This window comes from Nocardia sichangensis (assembly GCF_047200615.1).
Taxonomy (GTDB): Bacteria; Actinomycetota; Actinomycetes; order Mycobacteriales; family Mycobacteriaceae; genus Nocardia; species Nocardia sichangensis.
This window is the reverse complement of the sequence record NZ_JBJZOK010000014.1, coordinates 184,517-207,420: the sequence shown is the minus strand read 5'-3', so window position 1 is coordinate 207,420 and position 22,904 is coordinate 184,517. Positions and strand designations below refer to the sequence as shown.

The window sequence follows — 22,904 nt, the reverse complement described above, 5'->3', positions numbered from 1 at the left end:
CCCCCCCGCGCCCGGCGGCTGTGGCTTTATCCCCGCGCCGCCCGCGGCGGGGGGCCCGCGCGGGGGGCGCCCCCCCCCCCGGGTTGTGCGGGCCCCCCCCCACGGGCGTGGGAATCATTCAGCGGGAGGGTACTGCTGGGCGCCGAGCACCCGGGCCAGGTGCGCGGCGTTCCTGGCCAGCGCCGCGGTCGCCGAAGCCACCGCCTTCGGCACCGAGTCGAGGTCCTGATAGTCGGTGCCGCCCATGGCCTGATCGTTCCAGTACGTGCACCCCTGTGCCGGGATGGTGAATCCGATGTCGTTGAGCCCTTGATACAGGTCGGCGACGATCTTGTGCGCGCCGTCCTCGTTGCCGACGACCGCGACCGTGGCCACTTTGCCGACCATGGCGGGACGACCCGCGTCGTCGGTTTCGGACAGTTCGGCGTCCAATCGCTCCAGCATCCGCTGCGCCACCGACGACATGTGCCCGACCCAGGTGGGGGTGGCCACCAGCAGGATGTCGGCCGCCGCGATCCGTTCGCGGATGGACGGCCACTGGTCGCCGGGGCCTTCGTCGGCGGTCACTCCGGGTAGCACGTCGTAGTCCACCAGCCGCAGCACCGTGCCCTGCACGTCGTGTTCGGCCAGCTCGTCGAGGACCTGCCGGGCGATGACATCACTGCTGGATTCGGCGGGGGACTTCTTCAGCGTGCACACCAGGGCGAGCGCGGTCGGTCCGGCCATGAAAGAAACCTCCTACGTTTCGGTTCGATCGCGGGCGACGACGCGGATCGTGCGCAGCCGGGAGTCGGCCGCGTCGGGGACGTTCATGCCCGCGTCGAGCCCGGTGCGCAGGTAGTCGACGACGGCGGCGTCGATGCGCTCGCCGGGTATGACCACCGGAATGCCCGGCGGATAGGGCGTGATCTGTTCGCCGGCGATCCGGCCGACGGCGTCGCGCGCGTCCACGGTCTCCACCGGGCCGAAGAACGCGTCGCGCGGCAGCATCACCGAGTCCAGTTGCAGGTCCTCGGGCGAGGGCAACTGGATGCGTGGCGGCCGCGGATCGCTCAGTTGGTCGCGCCACGCGGCGATGCCGTCGACCAGGACATCGATGGTGTCCTTGTCGTCGGCGAGCGACAGCGTGGCGAGCAACCGGCGGTGATCGGTCAATCCCATGTCGATGCGGCGGTGCTCGCGCAGCCAGTCAGCGGCCTGATAACCGCTGGCCCCGGTACCGGACACGTCCATGAGGACCTGCAACCGGTCGAGGTCGTGGGAGGCTTCGACACCGAGCAGTTCGTCTTCCAGCACCTTGATGCCGGGGATCTCGGCGAGCCGGCGCCTGGCCTGTTCGGCTACGCGCAGCGCGGAACCGAGCAGTTCCTGCCCCCGCTCGACCATCTGCCTGCGCCAGCCGTCGAGCGCGGCGTAGACCAGCACGTTCGGGCTGGTGGTCATCAGCAGGTCCGCGCATTCGCTGAGCCTGATCGTGTCGACCAGATCGCCTTGGACGTGGAAGACCGAGCCCTGCTCGAAACCGGCGCCCATCTTGTGCACGCTGACCACACACAGGTCCGCCCCTGCGTCCATCGCCCAGGTCGGCAGGTCGTCGTGGAACGGCAGATGCGCGCCCCACGCCTCGTCGACGATGAGCGGCTTGCCGCGCTCGTGACAGACCTCGGCGATGCCGGCGATGTCCGCGCAGGTGCCGTAGGGACTCGGGCTCACGATCAACGCGCCCGCGGCGTCGGGGTGTTCCTCCCATGCCTCGGCGACCTGCCGCGGCGAGGGCGGGTGGGCGAAATGCTGCTCGGCGTCCCAGCGCGGGGTGATCCAGTGCGGCTGGACACCGGAGAAGATCAGCCCGGCGACCACGGATTTGTGGCTGTCGCGCGCCACCAGCAGGCCGCCGTCGTGACCGCCCGCCACCGTCATCATGGCCGCCTTCACCGATAGCGAACTGCCGCAGGTGGAGAAGAACGCCGATTCCGCGCGCACCGCGTCGGCCATGAGCGCTTCGGCGCGCGACAGGTAGCCACCGCGCGAGAGCCGGTCGTCGAGCCCGGCGACGGCCAGGACATCGGAGCCGAAGGCGTCGCGGCCGATCACGTCCAGGACGCGTTCGTCGGTTCCGCGTCCTTGCCGATGCCCAGGAGGCGTGAAGCCGTACCGGCCCAGCCGGTGATAGTCGGCGAGGGCTTCCAGCAGGGGAGCTCGTGAATGGTCCACGGCTACCGCCTACCCCGAATGCGCGGCGGCACACATCCGGCGTACCCACCGCGCACCGAGCCCGTGGCCTGCGGTTTTGCCCACGGCAAACCCCGGCGCGGTCGTTTCGGGCACAGGTGTCCGGGTAGGACGGGGACAAGTACCGACCCCGACGGAGGAGCCGCGCGGATGAAGGCAGTGACCTGGCAAGGGCGACACAAAATCGCCGTGGAGACGGTGCCCGATCCTCGGATCGAGGCCCCGACGGACGCGATCATCGAGGTCAGTTCCACCGGCATCTGTGGATCCGACCTACACCTGTACGAGGTGCTCGGCGCCTACATGAGCAACGGCGACGTCCTCGGCCACGAACCCATGGGACGTGTGGTGGAGACCGGTTCGGCCGTCACCGGGCTGGAACGCGGTGACCGCGTGGTCATCCCGTTCCAGATCAGCTGCGGCGCCTGTTACATGTGCCGGACCGGGCTGCCCACCCAGTGCGAGACGACGCAGGTCCGCCGATACGGCTGCGGCGCCGCCCTGTTCGGCTATTCGAAGCTCTACGGGCAGGTGCCCGGCGGCCAAGCCGAGTATCTGCGGGTGCCGCACGCGGACGCCACCCACATCACCGTGCCCGACGGACCGGCCGACGACCGCTTCCTGTACCTGTCGGACGTGCTGCCCACCGCGTGGCAGGCCGTGGAATACGCCGGGGTGCCCGACGGCGGATCGGTGACCGTGCTGGGTCTGGGCCCGATCGGGGACATGGCCTGCCGGGTGGCCGCGCATCGCGGCTATCGCGTCATCGGTGTCGACCGGGTACCCGAGCGGCTGGCGCGGGTGGCCGAGCGCGGCATGGAAGTGATCGACCTCGACGCCGTCGACGAGCCGCTCGGCGACATCATCCGCGGCTGGACCGACGGCCGGGGCACCGACTCGGTGATCGACGCGGTGGGGATGGAAGCCCACGGGTCGCCGATCGCGTCGATGGCCCAGCGCTCGGCGGCGTTCCTGCCCGATTTCGTGGCCCAGAAGGTGATGGACACCGCGGGCGTCGACCGGCTCGCGGCACTGCACTCCGCCATCGACATCGTCCGTCGCGGCGGCACGATCTCGGTGATCGGCGTCTACGGCGGCATGCTCGACCCACTGCCTATGCGGGTGTTGTTCGACAAGCAGATCCAGCTGCGGATGGGCCAGGCGAACGTCAAACGGTGGGTCGACGACATCATGCCGCTGCTGCGCGACGGCGACCCGCTGGGCGTGGACACCTTCGCCACCCACCGCCTCCCACTGACCGATGCGGCGCAGGCCTACGCCACCTTCCAGCAGAAGACCGACGGCGCGGTGAAGATCGTGCTCGACCCGACCGCGAACTGACCGGCGGAGCGGTCCGCACCGGACCCGGCCGCGGTGCCCGCACCGCGGCCGCGGACGGTTTGCTCTGAGCATGCCTGGGTAGCTGCCGTGTATGAGCTTCTTACTACGCGGAGTCGTCTCACCGTGGTGGCTCGAGGCGCCGACCTCCGTTGCGGCGGAGATGGCCCGCGCGAGCGTGGAGAAGGCCGTCGACGTGGGAATGAAGGCGGCGCAGGCGCCGGTGCAGGCGGTGGCAGCGGGCGCACGGGCAGGCGTGTCGCTGCTGAATCTGGGCAGTAACGAGGAGTTGCGCGACGAGTTGGCCGCGCTGATCGACCCGCACGCGCTGCGCTCCCGGCGCCGGGTGGCGCTCAACGAAGACCGGGCCACCGTGGAGGTGCGCGGCCTGGACTCCGGCAGGAGCGGAGACATCACCGAGGCGCTGCACCGGACGCTGGACCGCCGCCGCGATGTGCGTTGGTGGCGAGTGAATGCGGTGACCGGCCGCGTCGTGGCCGCTCTCGAGCACGGTGCGGCCGACCTGCCCGCCCTGGTGTCGGCCATCGAATCCGCCGAGACCGATACCGCGGTCGGCGATCTGGACTGGAGTCGCGGCTGCGAGCACCCGGGGGACCGGGAACCGCTGCTGGCGGCCGGGATCCAGGTCGCGGGCGACGTGTGCGCGATCGGGCTGTCCGCCATGAGCGCCGTGCTGCCGTTGCGCGGACCCGCCCGTGTGTTGCGCGCCGCCGCCGCCTTCGTCGACACCCAGCCCCGCCTCCGCAAACGGCTCGAGGATCAGCTCGGCCGTCCACGGACCGATCTGGTGCTGACCACGGCGAACGCGATCGGCAACGCCCTGGGCAACAGTGCGGCGGCGGGCACGGCGAATCTGGTGATCGACGCGGTGCACCGCGGTTTCACGCTGACCGAATCGCTCACCCGCTACGTGCAATGGCAGGACTGGGAGGCCGAGATCGACCGCCGCCCAGCGGAAGTGTGCGACCCGCTGACCCCGCCCGACCGTGTGGTCGACATGCCGCAGGGCCCGATCGAACGGGTTGCCGACGAAACGGCCGCGGGTGCGCTGGCGGGCGCGGTCACCTCCGTCCTCGGCGGACGTGGCCTGTTCGGCGCGGCCGACGCACTGGAACTCGGAGCCCCCAAGGCGGCGCGGGCCAGCCGCGAGGCCTACGGCGCGCTGGTCTCCACGATGCTGGGCCGCGCGGGTGTGCTGACGCTGCACCCGCGGGTGTGGCGGCGGCTGGACCGACTGTCGGCGCTGGTCATCGATGGAGAATCGCTGCTGACCACACGGCGTCTGGTCCTCGAGGCCGAAGCGAGCGACCCGAGATGGTCGGTCGCCGAGGTATGGAGCGCGAGCCAGCGGCTGCTGTGGGAGCACGAGACCGGCGAAAGCCGCGACGACGCGCAGCCCGACCACACCGGCCGCTACCTGTCGGCCGGCGGCCACCGCAGACTGGTGCACCCCGCGACCGGAAAACCCGACGACGGTGTGACGCGCCGCCCAGTGTGGCGCGAACTCCACGACAACGGAACACCGGTCGGGCGGGTCCTGGTCGGCCGGGAACTCGACCGTCGGGCATACGCGCTGCTGGGCCGGGCGCGCAGCGCGGGCCTGCGCGTGACGCTCGCCGCGAGCGCCGACGCCGCCGAGTTGCGGTCCATGGCCGACGAATTCGTCTCCCCGTCCACGTCGATGAGCGGGCTGGTGCGCGCTCTGCAGCAGGACGGTCACGTCGTCGCCGTGTTGAGTCCCCGCGCGCACAAGGCGCTGGCCCACGCCGACGTCGCGATCGGTCTGGCCGTGCGGGAGGGCAACGCGCTGCAGATGCCGTGGACCGCCGACGCGGTCTGCCGCGACCTCGCACAGGCCGACCGCGTCCTCGCCGCCGTCGCTCCGGCCCGTCAGGTGAGCGAACGCGGCCGATCACTGGCCCTGTCCGGCGCGGCGCTGGGCGGTCTGCTGCTCGCGGTCGCCCCGGACAGCGCGGGCCGCTCGTCGCCCATGACCGCCGCCCACTACACCGGTCTGCTCACCGGCGCCTACACCGGATGGCGTTCGGCGCGCACCGCCCCACCGGCCACGCTCGCACCGTTGCTGCCCTGGCACGCCCTCGAACCCCAAGAGGTGCTGAGCCGGTTGCCGCGGCCGCTCGCGGTGCCCGAGCGCGCCCGGCCCGGCGCGGTCGCCCGCATCCCCGGCGTGAGCGTCATCGCGGCGGCGGCGTCGTTCGCCGGTCAGTTGCGCCGGGAACTCGCCGATCCGCTCACCCCGATCCTCGGCGTCGGCGCGGTCGCCACCGCGGTGCTCGGCGCGCCGTCGGACGCGGTGCTGCTGTCGTCGGTGCTCGGCGTCAACGCGCTGGTCTCCGCCTGGCAGCGCCAGCGCGCGGAGAACGCGCTGTTCCGCCTGTTCGAAGGCGAGCAGCTCAGCGCCCGCGTGATCGACCGCGCCGACCTCGACACCGCCGAACCGCGCGAGCACCTGGTGCCCGCCGACCTCCTCGAACTCGGCGACGTGATCGTGCTGCGAGCCGGGGAAGTGGTCCCCGCCGATGCCCGGCTGCTGCGCGCGGACGATCTGGAAATGGACGAATCCGGCCTCACCGGCGAATCGATCACCGTCGAGAAACAGGTCGCGGCGACCCCGGGCCGGGCGCTGGCCGAGCGCGCCTGCATGGTCTTCGAAGGCAGCACCGTGGTCAACGGCACCGGGCGAGCGATCGTCGTGGCCGTCGGTCACGACACCCAGGCCGGCCGCGCCGCCGCCGGTGCCATCCCGCCGGAAAAGGCCGGTGTGCAGGCGCAATTGCGCCGCCTGACCGACCGGGCCCTGCCGTTGACGCTCAGCGGCGGCGGCATCGTGACCGGACTGGGCATGCTGCGCGGCAGGCCGCTGCGCACCGCGATCGCCGACGGCGTGGCGGTCGCGGTCGCCGCGGTCCCCGAAGGACTGCCGCTGGTGGCCACGGTCGCTCAGCTCGCCGCCGCCCGCAGGCTGTCGCGACACGGCGTGCTGGTGCGCGCCAGCCGCACCGTCGAGGCACTGGGCCGGGTGGACACCCTGTGCTTCGACAAGACCGGCACCCTCACCGAGGGGCGGCTGCGCCTGACCACACTCGCCGATCTCGACGAGCAGTGGCCCGCCGACGCCGACTGCGAGCACGCGCACCGCCTGCTGCGGGCCGCGACCCGCGCCTGCCCCGATCCCGCCGAGGGCCCGATCGTGCACGCCACCGACCGCGCGGTGGTCGAGGCCGCGGCCGAGGCGCTCGGCGACGACCCCCGCCGCTGGGACGCGATCGAGGAGATCCCGTTCGAATCCAACCGCGGCTACGCCGCCACTCTCGGTCACACCTCCCGCAAACTGCGGCTGATCGTGAAGGGCGCCCCCGAGGTGGTGCTCTCGCGCTGCACCGGCGTGCGGATCGACGAGACCGACCATCCCTTCGACGACCGCCTGCGTGAACGCGCCGAACAGGTGGTTCGCGATCTGGCCGAGCAGGGCTTGCGGGTGCTGGTGGTGGCCCGGCGCGACCTGCCGACCGAACCCGACGACGTCGAGGCGGCGGTCGCCGAACTGAGTCTGCTCGGATTCATCGGCCTCGCCGACGCCCCGCGCCCGCAGACGGTGCCGCTGGTCACCGCGTTGCAGCGCAACGGAATCAGCGTCCGCATGATCACCGGCGACCACCCGGTGACCGCGGCGGCGGTGGCCCGCCAGCTCGGCATCGAGGCGGGGGAGGTAGTGACCGGCGCGGATCTCGACCGTCTGGACGAGACCGCGCGTGCGGAACTGATCGAACAGAGCACGGTGTTCGCTCGCGTCAGCCCGGAACACAAGGTGCGCATCGTGGCGGCGCTGCGCCGCGCGGGACACGTGGTCGGGATGACCGGCGACGGCAGCAACGACGCCGCCGCGATCCGCACCGCCGACGTCGGAATCGGTTTGGCCGCACAGGGTTCGGTCGCCGCCCGCAACGCCGCCGACATGGTGCTCACCCATCCCGACCCCCTGGTGCTGCTGCACGCCCTCGTCGAAGGCCGCGGCATGTGGCAGCGGGTCACCGACGCCGTCGGCGTGCTGGTCGGCGGCAACGCAGGCGAGGTCGCCTTCACGCTGTACGGCACCGCCGTCAGCGGCCAGGCGCCGCTGGGCACCCGGCAGTTCCTGTTGGTGAACATGCTCACCGACATGTTCCCCGCCATGGCGCTGGCGCTGTCGCGGGAACGGGACGCGGTCGATCCCGACGACACCGACGACCCGCAGGCCCAAGCGCAGCGCGCGGCGGAGCGGCTGGCCGAACTGCCGCCCGCGCGCCTGGGCCCCGACCTGCTGCACACGCTCGGCGTGCGCGGCGTCGCCACGGCCACCAGCGCCTCGGTCGCCTGGACCCTCGGCCGGATGACCGGCACGCAGCGCCGCGCCGCCACCATCGGCCTGGTCGCGCTCATCGGCACACAGCTGGGTCAGACGCTGGTCTCCGGTTACCGCAGCCCGTTGGTGTGGCTCACCACGGCCGCCAGCGGTGCGGTGCTCGGCGCGGTGGTGATGACACCGGGACTGTGCGGCTACTTCGGTTGCCGCCCGCTGGATCCGGTCGGCTGGGGGATCGCGACCACCTGTGCGACCACCGCCACCGTCGCCGCGGTGCTGGTTCCGCGGCTGCTGCCCCCACCGGAATCGGAGTAGCAGCGGCGCGCTGATTGGCGTCCGTCCGCCCGGGTACCCGCCGGGCGACGGGCCTCGCCACGGGCACATGATCCCCGGTCCGCGCGGCGACCCGGCGGCCGGTCGCCCAGGGCACGAAAACCTGAGCCCACGAACGCATTCCACGACAACAGAAACGAGTGTTGCGATGACCGACCAGGATGTCGTCGACCTGCTCACCGCCCAGCACGAGGAGATCCGCACGCTGCTGGCGCGACTGAAGTCGGGTAACGACGGGAAACAGGACTTGTTCACCGAGTTGGTGCGGTTGCTGGCCGTGCACGAGAGCGCCGAGGAGGAGGTCGTGCATCCGGTCGCCGGACGGGCCCGGTTCGGCGCCGACGCCGACATCGTGCAACCGCGGCTGGAGGAGGAGAACGCGGCCAAACGCGCGCTGGCCGACCTCTACGACCTCGGGGTGGACCATCCCGAATTCGATGCCCGGCTCGCCGAATTCGCCGACGCGGTGGACGAGCACGCCGCGCACGAGGAGGCCGAGGAATTCGCCCTGCTGCGCGCCCAGTTCTCCAGCAGCCAGCTCCAGCGGATGGCCGGATCGCTGCGGGCCGCCGAGGCCGTGGCGCCCACCCGGCCGCACCCGCACGCGGGGGAGTCCGCGCTCGCCAATCTGGCGGCGGGCCCGCCGCTGGCGCTGTTCGACCGGGCCCGCGACGCGGTGCGCGACTGGCGCCGCCAGCACGACAGCTGAACCACCCACAGCCCCGAAACGCCAGAAGGAGGACCGACATGGGGTTTCCCGAGCAGCAGCAGAAAGTCCCCGGTATCCAGGCCAAGATGACTCCGGTGCCGGATTGCGGTGAGGACAGCTACCGCGGTTCCGGCAAACTGACCGGCAAGGCCGCGGTCGTCACCGGCGCCGACAGCGGCATCGGGCGGGCGGTGGCGATCGCCTACGCGCGTGAAGGCGCGGACGTATTGATCTCCTACCTCGACGAGGACGAGGACGCGAAGGAAGTCGCCGATCTGGTGACGCAGGCCGGACGCAAAGCCGTGCTCGTGCCCGGCGACCTGTCCGAGGCCGCCCACTGCCGCGCCGTCATCGACCGGGCGGTGCGGGAATTCGGCAAGATCGACGTCCTGGTGAGCAACGCGGCGTTCCAGATGACGCACGAGACCCTGGAAGAGATCAGCGACGAGGAGTTCGAGCACACCGTCAAGCTGAACATCAACGCCTACTTCTACCTGGTGAAGGCGGCGCTGCCGCACATGCCGCCGGGGTCGTCGATCATCGGCAGCTCTTCGGTGAATTCCGACATGCCCTCGCCCACCCTGGCTCCGTACGCGGCGACCAAAGCCGCCATCGCGAACTTCTCCGCCAGCCTCGCGCAGCTACTGGGTGAGCGCGGGATCCGGGTCAACAGCGTTGCGCCGGGACCGATCTGGACTCCGTTGATCCCGTCCACCATGCCGGTGGAGAAGGTCACCCACTTCGGGGACGACACCCCGCTGGGCCGCGCCGGTCAACCGGCCGAACTGGCGCCCACCTACGTCATGCTGGCCTCCGACGACGGCAGCTATGTCTCGGGCGCTCGGATCGCCGTCACCGGCGGCAGGCCGATCCTGTGACCCTCGGCGCGCGATAGCCCCACGGTCGGCCGATCTCCCGGATCGGCCGACCGCCGGTGGCGGCGGGTCACAGCATCGTCACCACGAGCCCGACCGCGACGGCGACGAACAGCAGGATCACCAGCGCCCCGATGAGCATCGCCAGCACGCCGGTGACCGGGAAGTGGTGTCGGGTGCTCGGCTCCGGCGCGGACAGACCGGACGTCTGCGGGGTGTCCGGTGGTGTGGCGCCGGGCGACACCCCGCCGCCGGGTTCCAGGTCGGGAGTTTTCGCGGGGTCGGGGTCCATCGCGTTCATAGCCGCTCCCTACTCGCCGTCGTTTCCGGGTGCCTCGGGTGCGTCGGGCCGTTTGCCGGACCTCTTGCGATACAGGATCACCGCGCCGACCAGCACCGCGAGTCCGAGAATCACCAACAGTTCCATGGCAGGGGCCTACCCGGTATCCGCGTGCCCAATCGAGAGGGGCTGCCGGTCACCTGCCGATGATCACGTAGTGACCGGCGGTCTCTTGGAACTCGACGGCGTCGGCGATCGCCGCGTCGTCGAGCGCGGGGCTACCGTCCGCGACGACGAGCAGCTTGTCGTCATCGTCGTAGAACCGGTGGATGATCCCCACACAGCGTCCGCGGGCGAAGACCAGAGGTTCGGACGGTCCGAGGAAGTACCCGTCGAGTTCTTGTCCGTCGGGGGCGCGGGTGAGCGGAACGTATCCGTAGTTGACGAGATAGCGGAATCCGCATCGCGGATGGTGGCTGCCGTACGGGCGGTCGATGACCAGATCCACTGTGCGGCCGAGGAATAGACGCGCCAACCGCAGCGATTCGGAGTCCTCGAGTTTCACCGGATCGGTCACCCGCCCCAGGTTACGGCAGATCGATCATGCCGTGGCGCGCGAGCCACGACGGAGCATCACACCGGGCGGCGGCAGGCCGGTCGATCGGGCGCTCCGCTTCGCCCTTCCCGCCCGGCCGCGACACCTGTACGCTGTGACCGACCGGTCGGTCATAGCGTGTTCAGTGAAGGAGTAGCAGGTGCGAACCTTGCTTCGATTTGCCGCATCGACGGCCACCGCCGCGGTGTGCCTCCTGGGAGCCGCGCCCGTCGCCGGGGCGCAGGAGCCCGCGAGCGTTCCCTACAGCTATCTGGCGGGGTTGGCCGCGCAGCTGGCGGCGCCGGGGGCGCCCCCGCCGGGAGCCAACGATTGGACCTGCCACCCGGGTGCCGCACATCCGAATCCCGTGGTGTTGCTGCACGGCCTGGGCAACGAGACGGTGAGCTGGCAGACCCTGTCGCCGTTGCTGGCGGCCGCCGGTTACTGCGTGTACACCACCACCTACGGCGCCGGTGCGTTCGGTCCGGCGCTGGGCGCGGTGGCGCCGGTCCCCGAGAGCGCCCGCCAGATCGGAGCGTTCATCGACCGCGTCCTCGCCGCCACCGGCGCGGCGAAGGTCGATGTCGTGGGGCATTCGATGGGCGGTGCGGTGCCGTTCTACTACTTCCACCACCTCGGCGGCGCCGGAAAGGTCGCACGCCACATCGGGCTGGGCGCTCCTTATCACGGGTCGACGCTCAGCGGCGCCGACACCGCGGCGAAGCCCCTGCGGGATCTGCCGGGCACCGCGGACGCCATCGCCGACTGCGGCCCCTGCCAGATGTCGCCGGACTCGCCGTTTCTGCGGGAGTTGAAAGCGGACGCCCGGCTGGTGCCCGATGTGCAGTTCGTCAGCATCGTCAGCCGCTACGACGAGATCGCCACGCCCTACACCACCGGCATGCTCGACGGGCCGAACGCCCGCAACATCGTGCTGCAGGACGTGTGCGCCACCGACTACTCCGAACACTACGGGCTCACCTCCGATCCGGTCGCGGTGCGCGAAGTGCTCGACGCGCTGGATCCCGAGCACGCCCGGTCGGTGGAATGCCCGGTGGTCGCGCCGATCGTCGGACCGCTCACCTCGGCGGCCGGGTCGTGAGGTCGGCCGAGCCCGGCCGCAAGGCACTGCTGCACGCGGGCCGCACCCTGCTGGGGGAGGCGGATCTGGCCAAACTGTCGGTGAACGCGATCGTCGCGCAGGCGAACATGGCCAAAGGCAGCTTCTATCAGCACTGGTCCAGCCGCGGAGACTACATCCGAGCGCTGCACCACGCTTTCCACGAGGACTTGTTCGCCCAGGTGCTGGACACCGTCTCCGGCACGCCGCCGGGTATCGAGCGGCTGACCGCGGGTATGCACGCCTACCTCGACGGCTGCCTGGCCCAGCCGGCGACGAAGGCGCTGCTGATCCAGGCGCGCTCCGAAGCGGGCCTCGGTGAGCAGGTCGCGGCGCGCAATCGGCAAGCCGCGCTGGTCATCACGGACGATCTCGCCGCCGCCGGGTGGGCGGACCCGGAACCGGTCGCGACGCTGATCGTGGCCGCGATCGCCGATATCGCGCTCGCGGAGCTGACCGCCTCGCGGACCCGCCCGGACCTGCGTGCGGCCTTGGTACGCCTGGCCACCGGACACCGCGGCAACGGGGTAGCCGAACGGTAGCCGAGGCATTGCGTGTGGGCGTGGGCTGGAGGAAGGTGAGTATGTCCGGTGGCGCCACCGGGGCGCCGCCATGAGCATTCGGGAGGTGGCCCGTGTACGCACGTTCCAGCACAATCGCGGCCCAGCCGTCATCGATGGACGACGGGATCGCATACCTCCGCGATGAAGTGATGTCGAATCTGCCGGAGCTGCAGGGGTGGGTCGGCATGTCGTTGCTGGTGAACCGGTCGACGGGACGTTGCATCGCTACGACCTCGTGGGAATCGCAGGAGGCATTGCATGCCAGCAGAGGACGGGCCCAGCAACTGCGCGACGGCCTGGCCCGCCGACTCGGCGGCGAGGTGGAGCGCGTCGAGGAATGGGACATCGCGGCGATGCACCGCGACCATCCCGCCGGCGACGCCGCCTGCGCCAGGTGCAGTTGGGTGCAGGTCGACCCGGGGCAGGTCGAGCGCCTGATCGACACGTTCCGGATGGAAGTGCTGCCGCAGATCGAGACGCTCGACGGATTCTGCAGCGCCAGCCTGTTCGTCGACCGGGACAGCGGCCGAGGGGTGGGCGCGATGGTGTGGGCGACTCGCGAGGCGATGGACGCCACCCGCGAGCACAGCACTCGGATCAGGAGCGCGGCGACTCAGCGGGTCGGCGCCAACGTGCTCGAGGTCGGGGAGTTCGAGCTGGCGTTCGCGCATCTGCGCGTCCCCGAAATGGCCTGACAGCGCCCGAGTTCCGGCCGGAGCACACGCTTCCGGCCGGACATTCGTGTTCCCGCGCGGGCACGGCGACCGGAACGGCCAGGACGCCGCAGGTATCGGCGGCCCTTACCCGAGAGGTAATGGCCGCGACGGCCGGCCGTTCGTAGGATCGGGGCGTGACTACCCCAACGGCAGGTGACCTGCTGCGACATTGGCGCCTGGAACGCAGGCTCAGCCAGCTGGAGCTGGCCGGACGGGCCGACACCTCGGCGCGGCACCTGAGCTTCATCGAAACCGGGCGCGCCACCCCGAGCCGCACCATGATCGTGCACCTGTCGGAGCATCTGGAGATCCCGTTGCGCGAACGCAACCGCGTCCTGTTGGCCGCGGGCTACGCGCCCGCCTACGCGCAGCCCGGTCTGGACACTCCGGCCATGAACGCCGTCCGCGGCGCCATGCGCCAGATCCTCGCGGGCCACGAGCCCTACCCCGCGCTGGCCATCGACCAGAACTGGACGATGATCGACGCCAACAGCGGCGTGGCCGTGCTCATCGCGGACATCGATACGGCACTGACGAAACCGCCGGTGAACGCGCTGCGGCTGAGCCTGCACCCCGACGGTATGGCCGGCCGCATCCGCAACCTCGCCGAATGGCGTGGCCACATCCTCGCCCGTCTGGCGCGCCAAGTAGAGGTCACCGGCGCCAGGGACCTGGCCGACCTGCTCGAGGAGCTGCGGTCCTACCCCGGTGGCGAAGTGGAGCTCACCGTGCCCGAACCCGACCAGGCGGTGGTGCCGCTGCGGATCGAGCACGACGGCAACGAGTTGTCCTTCCTCAGCGTCACGACGGTGTTCGGCACCCCGATGAACGTCACCGTCGCCGAACTGGCCATCGAGTCGTTCTTCCCCGCCGACGAGGACACCATGAAACGGCTCACCGCGGGCGCCCGGTGAGCCGCGCGGCCCAGCTGTCGGCCCTGCTGGACGCGCCCGTCCGCGCCGTCACCGATCTCGGCGCCCGCCACGCGTGGACGCTGCACCGCGCCGAAACAGCCGACGGCAGAACCGTTTTCGTGAAGGCTTCGGCCGAGCCGACATCCGTCTTCGCGGCCGAAGCCGCGGGCCTGTCCTGGCTGCGCGCCACCGCGCCCGACCCGGCCGGGGCCTTGCTGCCGCAGGTCCTGGCCGCCGACGACCGGACATTGGTGCTGCCCTGGCTGGAGGAGACCGGACCCACCCCCGCGGCCGCCGAGCGATTCGGCCGTGAACTGGCCGCGCTGCACGCCGCCCGCGCCGAGCGGTTCGGGGCCCCGTGGGAAGGCTGGATCGCGAGCCTGCCACTGCCCAACACCCCGACCGACGGCCCGTGGTCGCGGTGGTACGCCGAGCAGCGCCTCGCGCCCTACCTCGCTCGGGCGGCGGCGGCGCTCGGCGCCGACGGCACCCGCCTGATCGAACGCGTCATCGATCGCATCGATGAGCTGGCCGGCCCCGCCGAACCACCGGTCCGCATCCACGGCGATCTCTGGTCGGGCAACATCGTGTGGACGCGGGAACGGGCGATGCTCGTCGACCCCGCCGCGCACGCGGGCCACCGCGAGACCGATCTGGCCATGCTCGCCCTCTTCGGCGCTCCACACCTGGACCGTATCCGCGCCGCCTACCACGAAACCCACCCGCAGGCCGACGGATGGCGCACCCGCACGCCGCTGCACCAGCTGCATCCGCTGCTGGTGCACGTCGCGCTGTTCGGCGCGGGCTACCGAGCGCGGACCCTCGCCGCGGCCGCCGCCGCGCTAGGGTCCTGACCCGCACCCGGCGTCACCCGTCGACCCGGGCGATGACCTTCTCCGCGAAGCGGGACAGGTTGGCGATCTTGGTCTCCAGCGGCTCGGTGTCCTGTTCGGTGGTGTAGGGGAGCCGGAAGCCGACGATCACATCGGTGACCCCTTTGTCCTCGAGACGTTTGATCCCGTCTACAGTGAAACCGTCCAGCGAGATGACGTGCACCTCGAAGTCCTTGCGGGTGCCGTACTCCGCGCGCAACGTGTCCAATTCGCCCAGCAGCCGGTCCAATTCGGCGCCGTCGCCACCGGCGTGCATCCACCCGTCGCCGCGCTGCGCGGCCCGGCGCAACGCGGGCCTGCTGTGGCCGCCGATCAGGATCGGTACCGGTTCGGTCGGCACCGGGCTGATCTTGATCGGCGGAATGTCGTAGAACTGCCCGTGGTATTCGAAGTACCCGCCTGCCGAAAGTCCGCGCACGATGTCGATGCATTCGTCCATCCGCGCGCCGCGCTTGTCGAACGGCACCCCCATGATCTCGAAATCGTCCGGCCACGGACTGATGCCGACACCGAGCCCGAACCGGTTGCCGCTCAGCGCGGCCACCGACGCGGCCTGCTTGGCCACCAGCACGGGCGGGCGAATCGGCAGCTTCAGCACGAACGGCGTGAACCGCAGCGTGGTGGTCACCGCCGCCATCGCCGCGCTGAGCACGAATGCCTCGACGAACGGCTTGTCCTCGAGAAACTCCCGGTTCCCGTCGGGGGTGTAGGGATATTTCGCGTCGGACTCCTTCGGGTACGCCACGCTGTCGGCGACCGCCATGGAGGTGTAGCCCGCCTCCTCGGCGGCCTTGGCCAGAGCGAGGTAATACGACGGGTCGGTCATCGTCTCGGCGTAGGTGAAACGCACGGTGCCTGCCTTCCTGGCGCGTCGAGCGCGCCGCGCGGGTCCCGGGCGGTTGCCGAGACGTGAGGGGAACTGCCGCAGGCGCGACCGTGGCGCCGCGACGGCATCGCGGACTGCCGTGGGTCGCCGCCTACTGCCATGGGTTGGTGAATCCTTCCGGAATCAAATGGTCGAACAGCGCTCGCATCTGCGGTGACAACCGCAGCAGTTCGATGTGCGAGCCGATCGGCCCGCCCTCGAGATAGGCGAACTCCATCCCGACGCCATCGAACCGGCCGCGCGCGGTGATCTCGATACCGGCCGCGGCGGCCTCGGCGAGCGCGGCGTCGTAGTCCTCGGGCACCCACGCGGCGTGATGCAGTCCGGGGCCGACCCGATCGAGATGCTCGGCGTACAGGCTCACCCCGCCACGCGGCTCGATCAGCTCCAACTGCTGGCCACCCGCATAACCGAGCGCCACACCGATCGTGTAATCGGCCGGGGCCCCGCGCAATTCGGCCGCATCGGGCCCGAAGTGGACCTCCGGAATGGTGAACCATTCACCGACTCCGTACCGGGTGGTGAACGTCTCACGAGCCGAAGCCAGATCACCCACCACCCAGCACAATTGGAAGATCGGGCCGCCTGTGATCATCGGTGGCCTCCGAGACGGCTCAGCAGACCCGGACACCACCGGTGTGCGGCGACCACCGTCCTGTTGTAATGCGGAAACACGATGTAGGGCCGGTTCTTCCGCATGCCACGCAGGATGTGCCGCGCGGCCCGTTCGGAGCCGGTCATCCCGATCGGCTTCCGGCGCAACGGTTCGCGATAGGAGTACCCGGGCAGGTCGATCCCGGAATCGACGATGTCGGTCGCGACCCCGCCGGGCACGGCCACGCTCACGCGGACACCGGCGGCGGCCGCTTCCACGCGCAGCGCGGTGCTGAGCCCGACCACCGCGTGCTCGGTCATCGCGTACGCGGCCGACGGCGCCACCGGTGTCAATCCGGCCGGCGACGCCACGTTGACGATGTGGCCGGAGCCCTGCGCGCGCATCAGTGGAGCCCCAGCTCGGCCACGGCGCCGTGCACCAAGCGGCGCATCTGGTCGTCGTCGGAGACGTCGACGACCTGGGTGTGGATCGCGGTATCGGCGGCCGGCCCGACCAGCCCGGCGGCGTCGATGTCGGCGGCGACCACCGCGACGCCCCGCGCGGCCAACAGGCGGCACAGCGCGGCGCCGAGGCCGGACGCGGCACCGGTGACCACCGCCACATTATCCACGCCGTTTAATTAATCATCTGTGTTTAACATCGTCAATACTCGTGTTTAGTAGAGTGCGTGCATGCCGAGCGACGAATCGCGCACCGCCTTGCTCGACGCCGGAGAACGCCTCATCGCCGAACGCGGCCTCGACGTGCCGCTGCGCGACATCGCCGCCGCCGCGGGCCAGCGCAACAACTCCGCCGTGCACTACTACTTCGATTCGCGCACCGGACTGATCGAGGCCATCGTCGAGCGCCGGATGAACTGGCTCGAACAGCGGCGCATGCAGCTGCTGGCCGCCCACGAGGCCGACGGCCGCACCAACGACGTGCACACCCTCGTCGCCATGCTCGCGACCCCGATCCTCGAACTGCTCGGCCACGACCGGGTGACCCATCTGGGCCGGTTCCTGGAAGTGGTACGCACCCATCCCGTCGTGGCGGACGCGCACCGTCTCGCCGACGCCGACCGCGCCGCCGTCCGCATCATCGCCACCCGCCTCGACGCCGCGCTGACCGCTCTGCCGCGGCGGCTGCGCAGGCAACGCCTGGAAACCATGGCCACCGTCATGTTCGCGTTGATCGCCGACTACGAACGCACCCTGGAAGCAGGGGTGCGCACCGCCCACCCCGGGGACGCCGCGGAGATCGTGGACATGATCGTCGCCATGCTCACCGTGCCCGTCCCCGAGCGCACGGCCGCCGCGCCGGGGCACTGAGACCGGCACCCCTCAACCCGGCACCGGCCGTGCACCCGGGGCGACGGCCAGCTGCCGACGCACTTGCGGCCCCGCGGTATCGGGGAACCGTCGGTGCAGTCGGTCGATATAGCGGCGCACCACGCACAATTCGCTGTACAGCGCGTGCCGCGCGGCGGGATCGTGGCGGTAAGTGGATTCGATGTCCCGCGCCAACGTCCGGGCCTGCCGGGTCAGCAACTCCAAGAAGACCCGAGCCTGGGCGAGGTCGGCGTCGTATTCCATTCGGTAGGCCGATCTGTCGTTCGATTCCTGTATCGGTCGCCCAGCGCTCCCCGTGCCGCGGTCCTCGGCCGATCGGAGCAGAACATGATGCTAACCGAGCCTCAGCCCCTCGGTCGCCGAAACGGAACCGTTCGACCGCTATCGCCTGGCGATCACGTCCGCACTCGTCGACCGAACGCCATCGGCGGGGATGCGCCGTGCCGGACTCGGTCGGATACCGCTCGCGCGTATGGTGATCGTATGGGCGTCATCGGGGAGCTGTTTCCTGGCAAGAAGCTGAACCATGAGGGCAGCGAGGACAGCGACGGGCAGACCCATACACCGCGGTTCGACATCGATCTCGACACCGGAGTGGTACGGGTGCCGCGCGCGGACCGGACACCCGCCGAGGACCACGGCGACGGGCGAGAACAGGCCTAGGATCGGCCCCGGTGTACGAAGCCATGCCACATCACCCCTGTGGCACCGCCCCGCAAATTCCGCTCGGACAGAAAACATCTCGCTGATCGCAACCCGTTACGACAGCGGTGCGCACCGGTAGCGTCGCCGCAATGGGCAAAGTTGGTGGGCGACGACGGCCCCTGAAGACCGTCACGGGAGTCAGCGGTGCGGTCAGCGTGTACGCGGCGGCCATCGATCCGTCCGCCACGACGATCGCGTCATCGATCGAGATCGCGAAAATCGCCGAACAACACAAATTCGACGCCCTCTTCGCCGCCGACCTGCTCAGTTTCGGCGCACAAGGCGCCATCGGCGCCCAGGAACCGTTGATCTTCCTGTCCGCGCTGAGCGCCGTCACCTCGCACGTCGGCCTCATCGCCACGGTGACCACCACCTTCCACCACCCCTACAACCTCGCCCGGCTCTTCGGCACCCTCGACCACATCAGCAACGGCCGCGCGGCATGGAACGCGGTGACTTCCTCGGTGGGGGAGGAGAACTACGGCGACCAGGACCTGCCGAGCCCCGAAGACCGGTATGCCCGCGCCACCGAATCCCTCGAGGTGGTCAACGCCCTGTTCGACAGCTGGCAGTCCGGCGCGCTGACTCCCGACGGGCGCGGCGGCGCGATCCTGGACGCCACCCGCGTGCGGCCCATCGATCACGCCGGGCGGTACTTCACCGTCCGTGGACCGCTGAACATCCCGCCCCTACCGCAGCGCAGACCCGTGCAATTCCAGGCCGGGCAATCGGCGGGCGGCATCGAACTGGGCGCGCGATTCGCCGAGGTCGTGTTCACCTCACTGCCGACCCTCGAAGACGCGGTCACCTACACCAAACGCATTCGCGCACGCGCGAGCGAACTCGGCCGCGCCGAAGGCCTGCCGCTGATCATGAGCTCGTTCCACGCCACCTACGGCGCTACCGAAGCCGAAGCGAAGCGCCTGGCGCGGGAACAGGCCGAGGCGACCGACTTCGAAGCGGGACGCGCCGCCCTCGCCGACATGCTCGGCGGCGGCGTCGACCTGTCCGGCCTGCCGCTGGACAAGCCCCTCCCGGACAACGTGCTCCCCGACGTGGCCTCCGTGCACCGCCGACGCGGCCGGGTAGAGATCTTCAGCAACTTCGCACGGTCGGGAAAGACTTTGCGAGAGCTGATCATCGCCGCCAAAGACACCGGCCACTGGGCCGTAGCGGGCACCCCCGAACAACTCGCCGACGCGATCGAAGAACGCTACGACGCAGGCGTTCTCGATGCGATCTCCCTCGGCGGACTCGCCGACGAACGCACCCGCGACTTCGTCGTCAACGGACTGCTGCCCGAACTACGCCGCCGCGGCATCACCGGTTCCGACTACGTCGGCGCGACCTTCCGCGAAAACCTCGAACTACCCCCGCTACCGGACTGACACGTGCGGCACGCAGCCGCTGTCACATCAACTCGGCGAGATGGGCGCGCGACCACGCGCACATACCGTGCACCAGCCGCAGCAACTCGTCTCCCGCAGGGGTGAGGGAATACTCCACCCGAGGATTGGCCGTGTGGTGATCACGCCGCGCGACCAAACCCTCCCGTTCCAGCGAACGCAGTGTCTCGGTCAGCATCTTGTAGCTCACGCCCTCGATCGACCGATGCAACTCGCCGAAACGGCGTTCGCCGTCCCCGATCTCCTCGAGCACCCGCAACGCCCACTTCGTCGACAGCGCCGCGAAAACACGCCGGGCGACCGCCCTGGCCTGCTGCTCCTCGGTCTCGGACATCCTCACCACTCACCTTCGAGTGCGTACTGCCGGTCGTGCCGATCCGCGCCTAGCGTCGGACCGGTGCGCATCCTGAAAACCTATGCCAGAGTCTTCGTCACCGACCTCGACACCGCCCTGCCGACCTACGAACGGCTGGCCGGAGCGAAGGCCGATCTCCGTTTCGGCTTCGAGCGCGCCGAACTCGCCGCCGTCGGCGACTTCCTGCTCATCGCGGGCCACCCGGACGATGTCGAGCGCTACCGGACCACCGTCGGCCCGGTCATCGTCGATGATCTCGACGCTCTGCTGCGGACGGTGACCGACTACGGCGCTGAACTCATCGCAGGACCACTCACCAGCGCCACCGGGACATTCGTCTACGTCCGGCATGCCGACGGAGCCGAGCTGGAATATGTGCAGTGGTCGCCCGAGACACGAGCGCGCGTACTGGGACCGAACCACAGCATCGGGCGCTAGCGGGTGAGGACCGGCGTCGACCGATGCCCTGAGGTTTCCGGCCGCGGCGGGTTCGTGTTCCGCACCCACGTGACGTTGGCGACCAAGTCGTCATCGAAGACCAGTTCGTCCCACAGCAGCCGCTCGGCGGCGTCCGGCGTCGGCTGTACCGCCGGCCGCGGCGCCGCCGCGACGGCCGCGGGCTGCTCGGGCTCGGCGGGCGGCGGCGTCACCAACCACGACAGGGCCCGCATCGGGCTGAGGCTGTAGCGGCGAGCGCCCTGCGCGATCGCGGCCACCGCGGCGGCGGAGCTCAGCACGCCGGCGACCAACGCCACGGGCGTGAGTCCGGCGCTGGCCATACGCCGTTCCCCGCTGCCCGACCCGCCCTCGCCGAAGATGCGGTGCAGCAACCCCGCGCCGAGACCTTCACCCGGATCGACCAGGATCCGCAATTCCGGCCCCCTGGCATCCAGGTACAGCAAGGCGCTCAGCACCACGATCGCCGCCAGCACACTGGAGCCGACCACCAGGTGCGCGAACCCGCGGGTCCGCAACCGCAGTTGCGCCACCACCGCGAACACGGTGACGACCATCGCTGCCGCGGCCAGCAGACCCCAGGCGCCGCTGATGTTCACGTCACGGAACTTCGACACCGACCACTCGTCGAAACCATTGGTCGCCCCGGTCACCCGGCCGAACGCGTCGGAGCGCGCCTCGCCACCCGAACCCGACGCCGAAAGCCACGGCTGGAACAGCAAGGCGAAGCCGACCGCGCTCGCGGTCGCGGCGAACAAGAAGCCCCAATCCACACCCCGTGGTGGCGTCGCCCCGCGTCCGGTGCCTCCGGAGCCACGGCTCCGACGGTCGCGCGTATTGCTTGCCTGCCAGGGGGTTGGTTGTACCATTGCTCCAGTTTCGCCGGTGCCGCATGAATAACTCTGCCGCCCAGAGCAATAACAGTGGAATTGCCCCAGAAGCCGAATATCGCGGCACATCGATAAGATGTAATTCGATCGGGCATCATCGGCCATCGACGAAAATCACCGTAAGCAGCTGCGCGACAGCAGGCAAGCGTGATCGATCTCCCGCGCATCTCCGCAGCTCCCACGGCCTACCGACGAAGAGTGACCCAACCGGCGAGTAACTTTTCGCGCACGGCGTTGAACTCGACATTCACAGATTTCACCGCAACGATGCCCAACGCGCCGCGCCCCGATTGCTGTGACACGCTTAACAAGACAGCACTAGGACGTCGGTCACAAAATTCACGCGGCACGAACTCGACACGGCCGGAAATTCGCGAATCCCCGCCGCCCGAACGCATTCCCAGCAGCACCGCCCGAAGCGGACATCCCGCCGCTAGTGCCCCTCCGCGGCCGCACGCGCATCCGCCACCGCCCGGGCGATCCGCGCCAGACGCTCCTCCGGCACCTCCACCGCGCCGTCGGCATCGACCAGCACCGCGGTCGGATAGATGTCGCGCAACAGATCCGGGCCACCCGTCGCGGTATCGTCATCGGCCGCGTCGAACAGCGCCTGCACCGCCAGACGCAACGCCGCCTCCGCATCGATCGCACGGTGATAGGTCTTCTTCAACGACGACTTCGCGAACACCGACCCCGAACCGACCGCCGTGTAACCGAAACGCTCCTCCTGCCGACCACCCACCGCGTCATACGACACGATCCGCACCGCCCGCTCCGGCTCCACAGCGTCCGGGTCGTAGCCGACCAGCACCGGGATCACCGCCATATCCTGCAGCGCCGCAGGCAGATTCGCCCGCACCATCGCCGACAACTTCGTGGCCTTGCCGTCGAACGTCAGCGACGCTCCCTCGATCTTCTCGTAATGCTCGAGCTCCACCGCGAACAACCGGATCATCTCCACCGCCATCCCGACCGTGCCCGCGAAACCCGCCGCCGAATACGTGTCGGTGATGAACACCTTCTGCATATCGCGCGTCGACACCAGATGCGCCATCGTGCCCAACCGATCACCCGCCACCAGCACACCACCGCGATAACCGATCGCGACGATCGTCGTCCCGTGCGGCGCGACACCACTCGCGCCACCGCCGAAATCCGGATCCGGCAACAACCGCGGCGCATACCGGCGCAGATACTCCGAGAAGGACGCCGCCGGGTACCGCAAGCCGAGCGGCAGGTGACTATCGGTCGTCATGAATCACCTCTCCGGGGGGAGCGTGCCCCACCCGCGAACGCGTGCACTTCCG

At 70.1% G+C, this 22,904-nt stretch carries 24 protein-coding genes and 1 pseudogene; 13 read left to right on the top strand and 12 right to left on the bottom strand.

Features of this window, described 5'->3' with window-relative positions; translation table 11 throughout:
• Window positions 1-114: 114 nt before the first annotated feature.
• Together ACL03I_RS20975 and ACL03I_RS20970 are read right to left on the bottom strand one after the other, a co-directional pair.
• Window positions 115-726 (bottom strand): flavodoxin family protein, encoded by a 612-nt coding sequence (locus tag ACL03I_RS20975; protein ID WP_355078052.1) that lies wholly within the window; start codon window positions 724-726, stop codon window positions 115-117.
• Window positions 727-738: 12 nt separating this feature from the next.
• On the bottom strand, window positions 739-2,214 hold the full coding sequence (locus ACL03I_RS20970; protein ID WP_412806772.1) for an aminotransferase class I/II-fold pyridoxal phosphate-dependent enzyme: 1,476 nt from the start codon (window positions 2,212-2,214) through the stop codon (window positions 739-741).
• A gap of 168 nt (window positions 2,215-2,382) precedes the next feature.
• Here ACL03I_RS20970 and ACL03I_RS20965 point away from each other — a divergent pair, with 168 nt between their 5' ends.
• From ACL03I_RS20965 to ACL03I_RS20950, 4 genes are all read left to right on the top strand, one after another.
• Complete coding sequence (locus ACL03I_RS20965) at window positions 2,383-3,573, top strand: alcohol dehydrogenase catalytic domain-containing protein (RefSeq protein ID WP_364434950.1); 1,191 nt, start codon at window positions 2,383-2,385, stop codon at window positions 3,571-3,573.
• A gap of 91 nt (window positions 3,574-3,664) precedes the next feature.
• A complete protein-coding gene (locus tag ACL03I_RS20960) occupies window positions 3,665-8,269 on the top strand; it encodes a cation-translocating P-type ATPase (RefSeq protein WP_412806771.1) in 4,605 nt (1,534 codons plus the stop codon).
• 166 nt (window positions 8,270-8,435) lie between these two features.
• Window positions 8,436-8,996, top strand: a complete 561-nt coding sequence (locus tag ACL03I_RS20955) for a hemerythrin domain-containing protein (RefSeq protein ID WP_355078048.1) — start codon at window positions 8,436-8,438, stop codon at window positions 8,994-8,996.
• Between the two features lie 38 nt (window positions 8,997-9,034).
• The gene (locus tag ACL03I_RS20950) at window positions 9,035-9,874 is read left to right on the top strand and encodes an SDR family oxidoreductase (RefSeq protein ID WP_355078047.1); all 840 of its coding nucleotides are present in this window, start codon (window positions 9,035-9,037) and stop codon (window positions 9,872-9,874) included.
• Between the two features lie 67 nt (window positions 9,875-9,941).
• Here the strand turns inward: ACL03I_RS20950 and ACL03I_RS20945 are convergent, their stop codons facing one another.
• From ACL03I_RS20945 to ACL03I_RS20935, 3 genes are read right to left on the bottom strand one after another with little or no spacing between them, the layout of a single operon-like run.
• Window positions 9,942-10,172: a DUF6480 family protein gene (locus tag ACL03I_RS20945; RefSeq protein ID WP_355078046.1), complete on the bottom strand. Its 231-nt coding sequence runs from the start codon at window positions 10,170-10,172 to the stop codon at window positions 9,942-9,944.
• Window positions 10,173-10,181: 9 nt separating this feature from the next.
• On the bottom strand, window positions 10,182-10,298 hold the full coding sequence (locus ACL03I_RS20940; protein ID WP_355078045.1) for an LPXTG cell wall anchor domain-containing protein: 117 nt from the start codon (window positions 10,296-10,298) through the stop codon (window positions 10,182-10,184).
• Window positions 10,299-10,347: 49 nt separating this feature from the next.
• A complete protein-coding gene (locus ACL03I_RS20935) occupies window positions 10,348-10,728 on the bottom strand; it encodes an inorganic diphosphatase (protein WP_355078044.1) in 381 nt (126 codons plus the stop codon).
• Window positions 10,729-10,906: 178 nt separating this feature from the next.
• Between ACL03I_RS20935 and ACL03I_RS20930 the strand changes: the two genes are divergently transcribed.
• The 5 genes from ACL03I_RS20930 (at window position 10,907) to ACL03I_RS20910 (ending at window position 14,913) form a co-directional block, all read left to right on the top strand.
• A complete protein-coding gene (locus ACL03I_RS20930; protein ID WP_412806770.1) occupies window positions 10,907-11,848 on the top strand; it encodes an esterase/lipase family protein in 942 nt (313 codons plus the stop codon).
• Window positions 11,845-12,408 (top strand): TetR/AcrR family transcriptional regulator, encoded by a 564-nt coding sequence (locus ACL03I_RS20925; RefSeq protein ID WP_356966036.1) that lies wholly within the window; start codon window positions 11,845-11,847, stop codon window positions 12,406-12,408. The genes ACL03I_RS20930 and ACL03I_RS20925 overlap by 4 nt, the downstream gene beginning before the upstream one ends.
• Window positions 12,409-12,500: 92 nt before the next feature.
• The gene (locus ACL03I_RS20920; RefSeq protein ID WP_364434969.1) at window positions 12,501-13,124 is read left to right on the top strand and encodes a hypothetical protein; all 624 of its coding nucleotides are present in this window, start codon (window positions 12,501-12,503) and stop codon (window positions 13,122-13,124) included.
• A gap of 155 nt (window positions 13,125-13,279) precedes the next feature.
• Entirely contained in the window at window positions 13,280-14,059 is a 780-nt protein-coding gene (locus ACL03I_RS20915) for a helix-turn-helix domain-containing protein (RefSeq protein ID WP_412806769.1), read from the top strand.
• Window positions 14,056-14,913 carry a fructosamine kinase family protein gene (locus ACL03I_RS20910; RefSeq protein WP_412806768.1) on the top strand — a complete coding sequence of 286 codons (858 nt, stop codon included), beginning with the start codon at window positions 14,056-14,058 and terminating at the stop codon, window positions 14,911-14,913. The genes ACL03I_RS20915 and ACL03I_RS20910 overlap by 4 nt, the downstream gene beginning before the upstream one ends.
• Before the next feature lie 13 nt (window positions 14,914-14,926).
• On the opposite strand, the gene ACL03I_RS20905 is transcribed toward ACL03I_RS20910, so the two are convergent.
• The 3 genes and pseudogenes from ACL03I_RS20905 to ACL03I_RS20895 form a co-directional block, all read right to left on the bottom strand.
• The gene (locus tag ACL03I_RS20905) at window positions 14,927-15,802 is read right to left on the bottom strand and encodes a TIGR03619 family F420-dependent LLM class oxidoreductase (RefSeq protein ID WP_355078038.1); all 876 of its coding nucleotides are present in this window, start codon (window positions 15,800-15,802) and stop codon (window positions 14,927-14,929) included.
• A gap of 127 nt (window positions 15,803-15,929) precedes the next feature.
• Window positions 15,930-16,433: a VOC family protein gene (locus tag ACL03I_RS20900; protein ID WP_364434976.1), complete on the bottom strand. Its 504-nt coding sequence runs from the start codon at window positions 16,431-16,433 to the stop codon at window positions 15,930-15,932.
• Window positions 16,430-17,049 (bottom strand): annotated as a pseudogene (locus ACL03I_RS20895) (SDR family NAD(P)-dependent oxidoreductase). The gene ACL03I_RS20900 and the pseudogene ACL03I_RS20895 overlap by 4 nt, the downstream one beginning before the upstream one ends.
• A gap of 76 nt (window positions 17,050-17,125) precedes the next feature.
• On the opposite strand from ACL03I_RS20895, the gene ACL03I_RS20890 reads away from it, so the two are divergent.
• Complete coding sequence (locus ACL03I_RS20890; protein WP_379252512.1) at window positions 17,126-17,764, top strand: TetR family transcriptional regulator; 639 nt, start codon at window positions 17,126-17,128, stop codon at window positions 17,762-17,764.
• Window positions 17,765-17,776: 12 nt separating this feature from the next.
• Here ACL03I_RS20890 and ACL03I_RS20885 read toward each other — a convergent pair whose 3' ends face one another.
• Window positions 17,777-18,028 carry a hypothetical protein gene (locus tag ACL03I_RS20885; RefSeq protein WP_412806767.1) on the bottom strand — a complete coding sequence of 84 codons (252 nt, stop codon included), beginning with the start codon at window positions 18,026-18,028 and terminating at the stop codon, window positions 17,777-17,779.
• A 240-nt stretch (window positions 18,029-18,268) separates the two neighbouring features.
• Between ACL03I_RS20885 and ACL03I_RS20880 the strand changes: the two genes are divergently transcribed.
• A complete protein-coding gene (locus ACL03I_RS20880) occupies window positions 18,269-18,448 on the top strand; it encodes a hypothetical protein (RefSeq protein ID WP_355078034.1) in 180 nt (59 codons plus the stop codon).
• A gap of 131 nt (window positions 18,449-18,579) precedes the next feature.
• Entirely contained in the window at window positions 18,580-19,878 is a 1,299-nt protein-coding gene (locus tag ACL03I_RS20875) for an NtaA/DmoA family FMN-dependent monooxygenase (RefSeq protein ID WP_412806766.1), read from the top strand.
• Between the two features lie 22 nt (window positions 19,879-19,900).
• Here the strand turns inward: ACL03I_RS20875 and ACL03I_RS20870 are convergent, their stop codons facing one another.
• Window positions 19,901-20,230: a winged helix-turn-helix transcriptional regulator gene (locus ACL03I_RS20870; RefSeq protein ID WP_355078032.1), complete on the bottom strand. Its 330-nt coding sequence runs from the start codon at window positions 20,228-20,230 to the stop codon at window positions 19,901-19,903.
• A 63-nt stretch (window positions 20,231-20,293) separates the two neighbouring features.
• Here ACL03I_RS20870 and ACL03I_RS20865 point away from each other — a divergent pair, with 63 nt between their 5' ends.
• Window positions 20,294-20,689 (top strand): VOC family protein, encoded by a 396-nt coding sequence (locus ACL03I_RS20865; RefSeq protein WP_412806765.1) that lies wholly within the window; start codon window positions 20,294-20,296, stop codon window positions 20,687-20,689.
• Here ACL03I_RS20865 and ACL03I_RS20860 read toward each other — a convergent pair.
• Together ACL03I_RS20860 and prcB are read right to left on the bottom strand one after the other, a co-directional pair.
• Complete coding sequence (locus tag ACL03I_RS20860; RefSeq protein WP_355078030.1) at window positions 20,686-21,465, bottom strand: hypothetical protein; 780 nt, start codon at window positions 21,463-21,465, stop codon at window positions 20,686-20,688. The two genes, ACL03I_RS20865 and ACL03I_RS20860, sit on opposite strands and share 4 nt — an antisense overlap.
• A 565-nt stretch (window positions 21,466-22,030) precedes the next feature.
• Complete coding sequence (gene prcB / locus ACL03I_RS20855) at window positions 22,031-22,852, bottom strand: proteasome subunit beta (RefSeq protein WP_412806764.1); 822 nt, start codon at window positions 22,850-22,852, stop codon at window positions 22,031-22,033.
• Between the last annotated feature and the right edge of the window lie 52 nt (window positions 22,853-22,904).

What these genes read in the sequence shown, in the direction of transcription:
- ACL03I_RS20975 (WP_355078052.1), bottom strand. Translation starts at nt 726, where the DNA reads ATGGCCGGACCGACCGCGCTCGCCCTGGTGTGCACGCTGAAGAAGTCC.
- ACL03I_RS20965 (WP_364434950.1), top strand. Translation starts at nt 2,383, where the DNA reads ATGAAGGCAGTGACCTGGCAAGGGCGACACAAAATCGCCGTGGAGACG.
- ACL03I_RS20960 (WP_412806771.1), top strand. Translation starts at nt 3,665, where the DNA reads ATGAGCTTCTTACTACGCGGAGTCGTCTCACCGTGGTGGCTCGAGGCG.
- ACL03I_RS20955 (WP_355078048.1), top strand. Translation starts at nt 8,436, where the DNA reads ATGACCGACCAGGATGTCGTCGACCTGCTCACCGCCCAGCACGAGGAG.
- ACL03I_RS20950 (WP_355078047.1), top strand. Translation starts at nt 9,035, where the DNA reads ATGGGGTTTCCCGAGCAGCAGCAGAAAGTCCCCGGTATCCAGGCCAAG.
- ACL03I_RS20945 (WP_355078046.1), bottom strand. Translation starts at nt 10,172, where the DNA reads ATGAACGCGATGGACCCCGACCCCGCGAAAACTCCCGACCTGGAACCC.
- ACL03I_RS20940 (WP_355078045.1), bottom strand. Translation starts at nt 10,298, where the DNA reads ATGGAACTGTTGGTGATTCTCGGACTCGCGGTGCTGGTCGGCGCGGTG.
- ACL03I_RS20900 (WP_364434976.1), bottom strand. Translation starts at nt 16,433, where the DNA reads ATGATCACAGGCGGCCCGATCTTCCAATTGTGCTGGGTGGTGGGTGAT.
- ACL03I_RS20890 (WP_379252512.1), top strand. Translation starts at nt 17,126, where the DNA reads ATGCCGAGCGACGAATCGCGCACCGCCTTGCTCGACGCCGGAGAACGC.
- ACL03I_RS20885 (WP_412806767.1), bottom strand. Translation starts at nt 18,028, where the DNA reads ATGGAATACGACGCCGACCTCGCCCAGGCTCGGGTCTTCTTGGAGTTG.
- ACL03I_RS20880 (WP_355078034.1), top strand. Translation starts at nt 18,269, where the DNA reads ATGGGCGTCATCGGGGAGCTGTTTCCTGGCAAGAAGCTGAACCATGAG.
- ACL03I_RS20875 (WP_412806766.1), top strand. Translation starts at nt 18,580, where the DNA reads ATGGGCAAAGTTGGTGGGCGACGACGGCCCCTGAAGACCGTCACGGGA.
- ACL03I_RS20870 (WP_355078032.1), bottom strand. Translation starts at nt 20,230, where the DNA reads ATGTCCGAGACCGAGGAGCAGCAGGCCAGGGCGGTCGCCCGGCGTGTT.
- prcB (WP_412806764.1), bottom strand. Translation starts at nt 22,852, where the DNA reads ATGACGACCGATAGTCACCTGCCGCTCGGCTTGCGGTACCCGGCGGCG.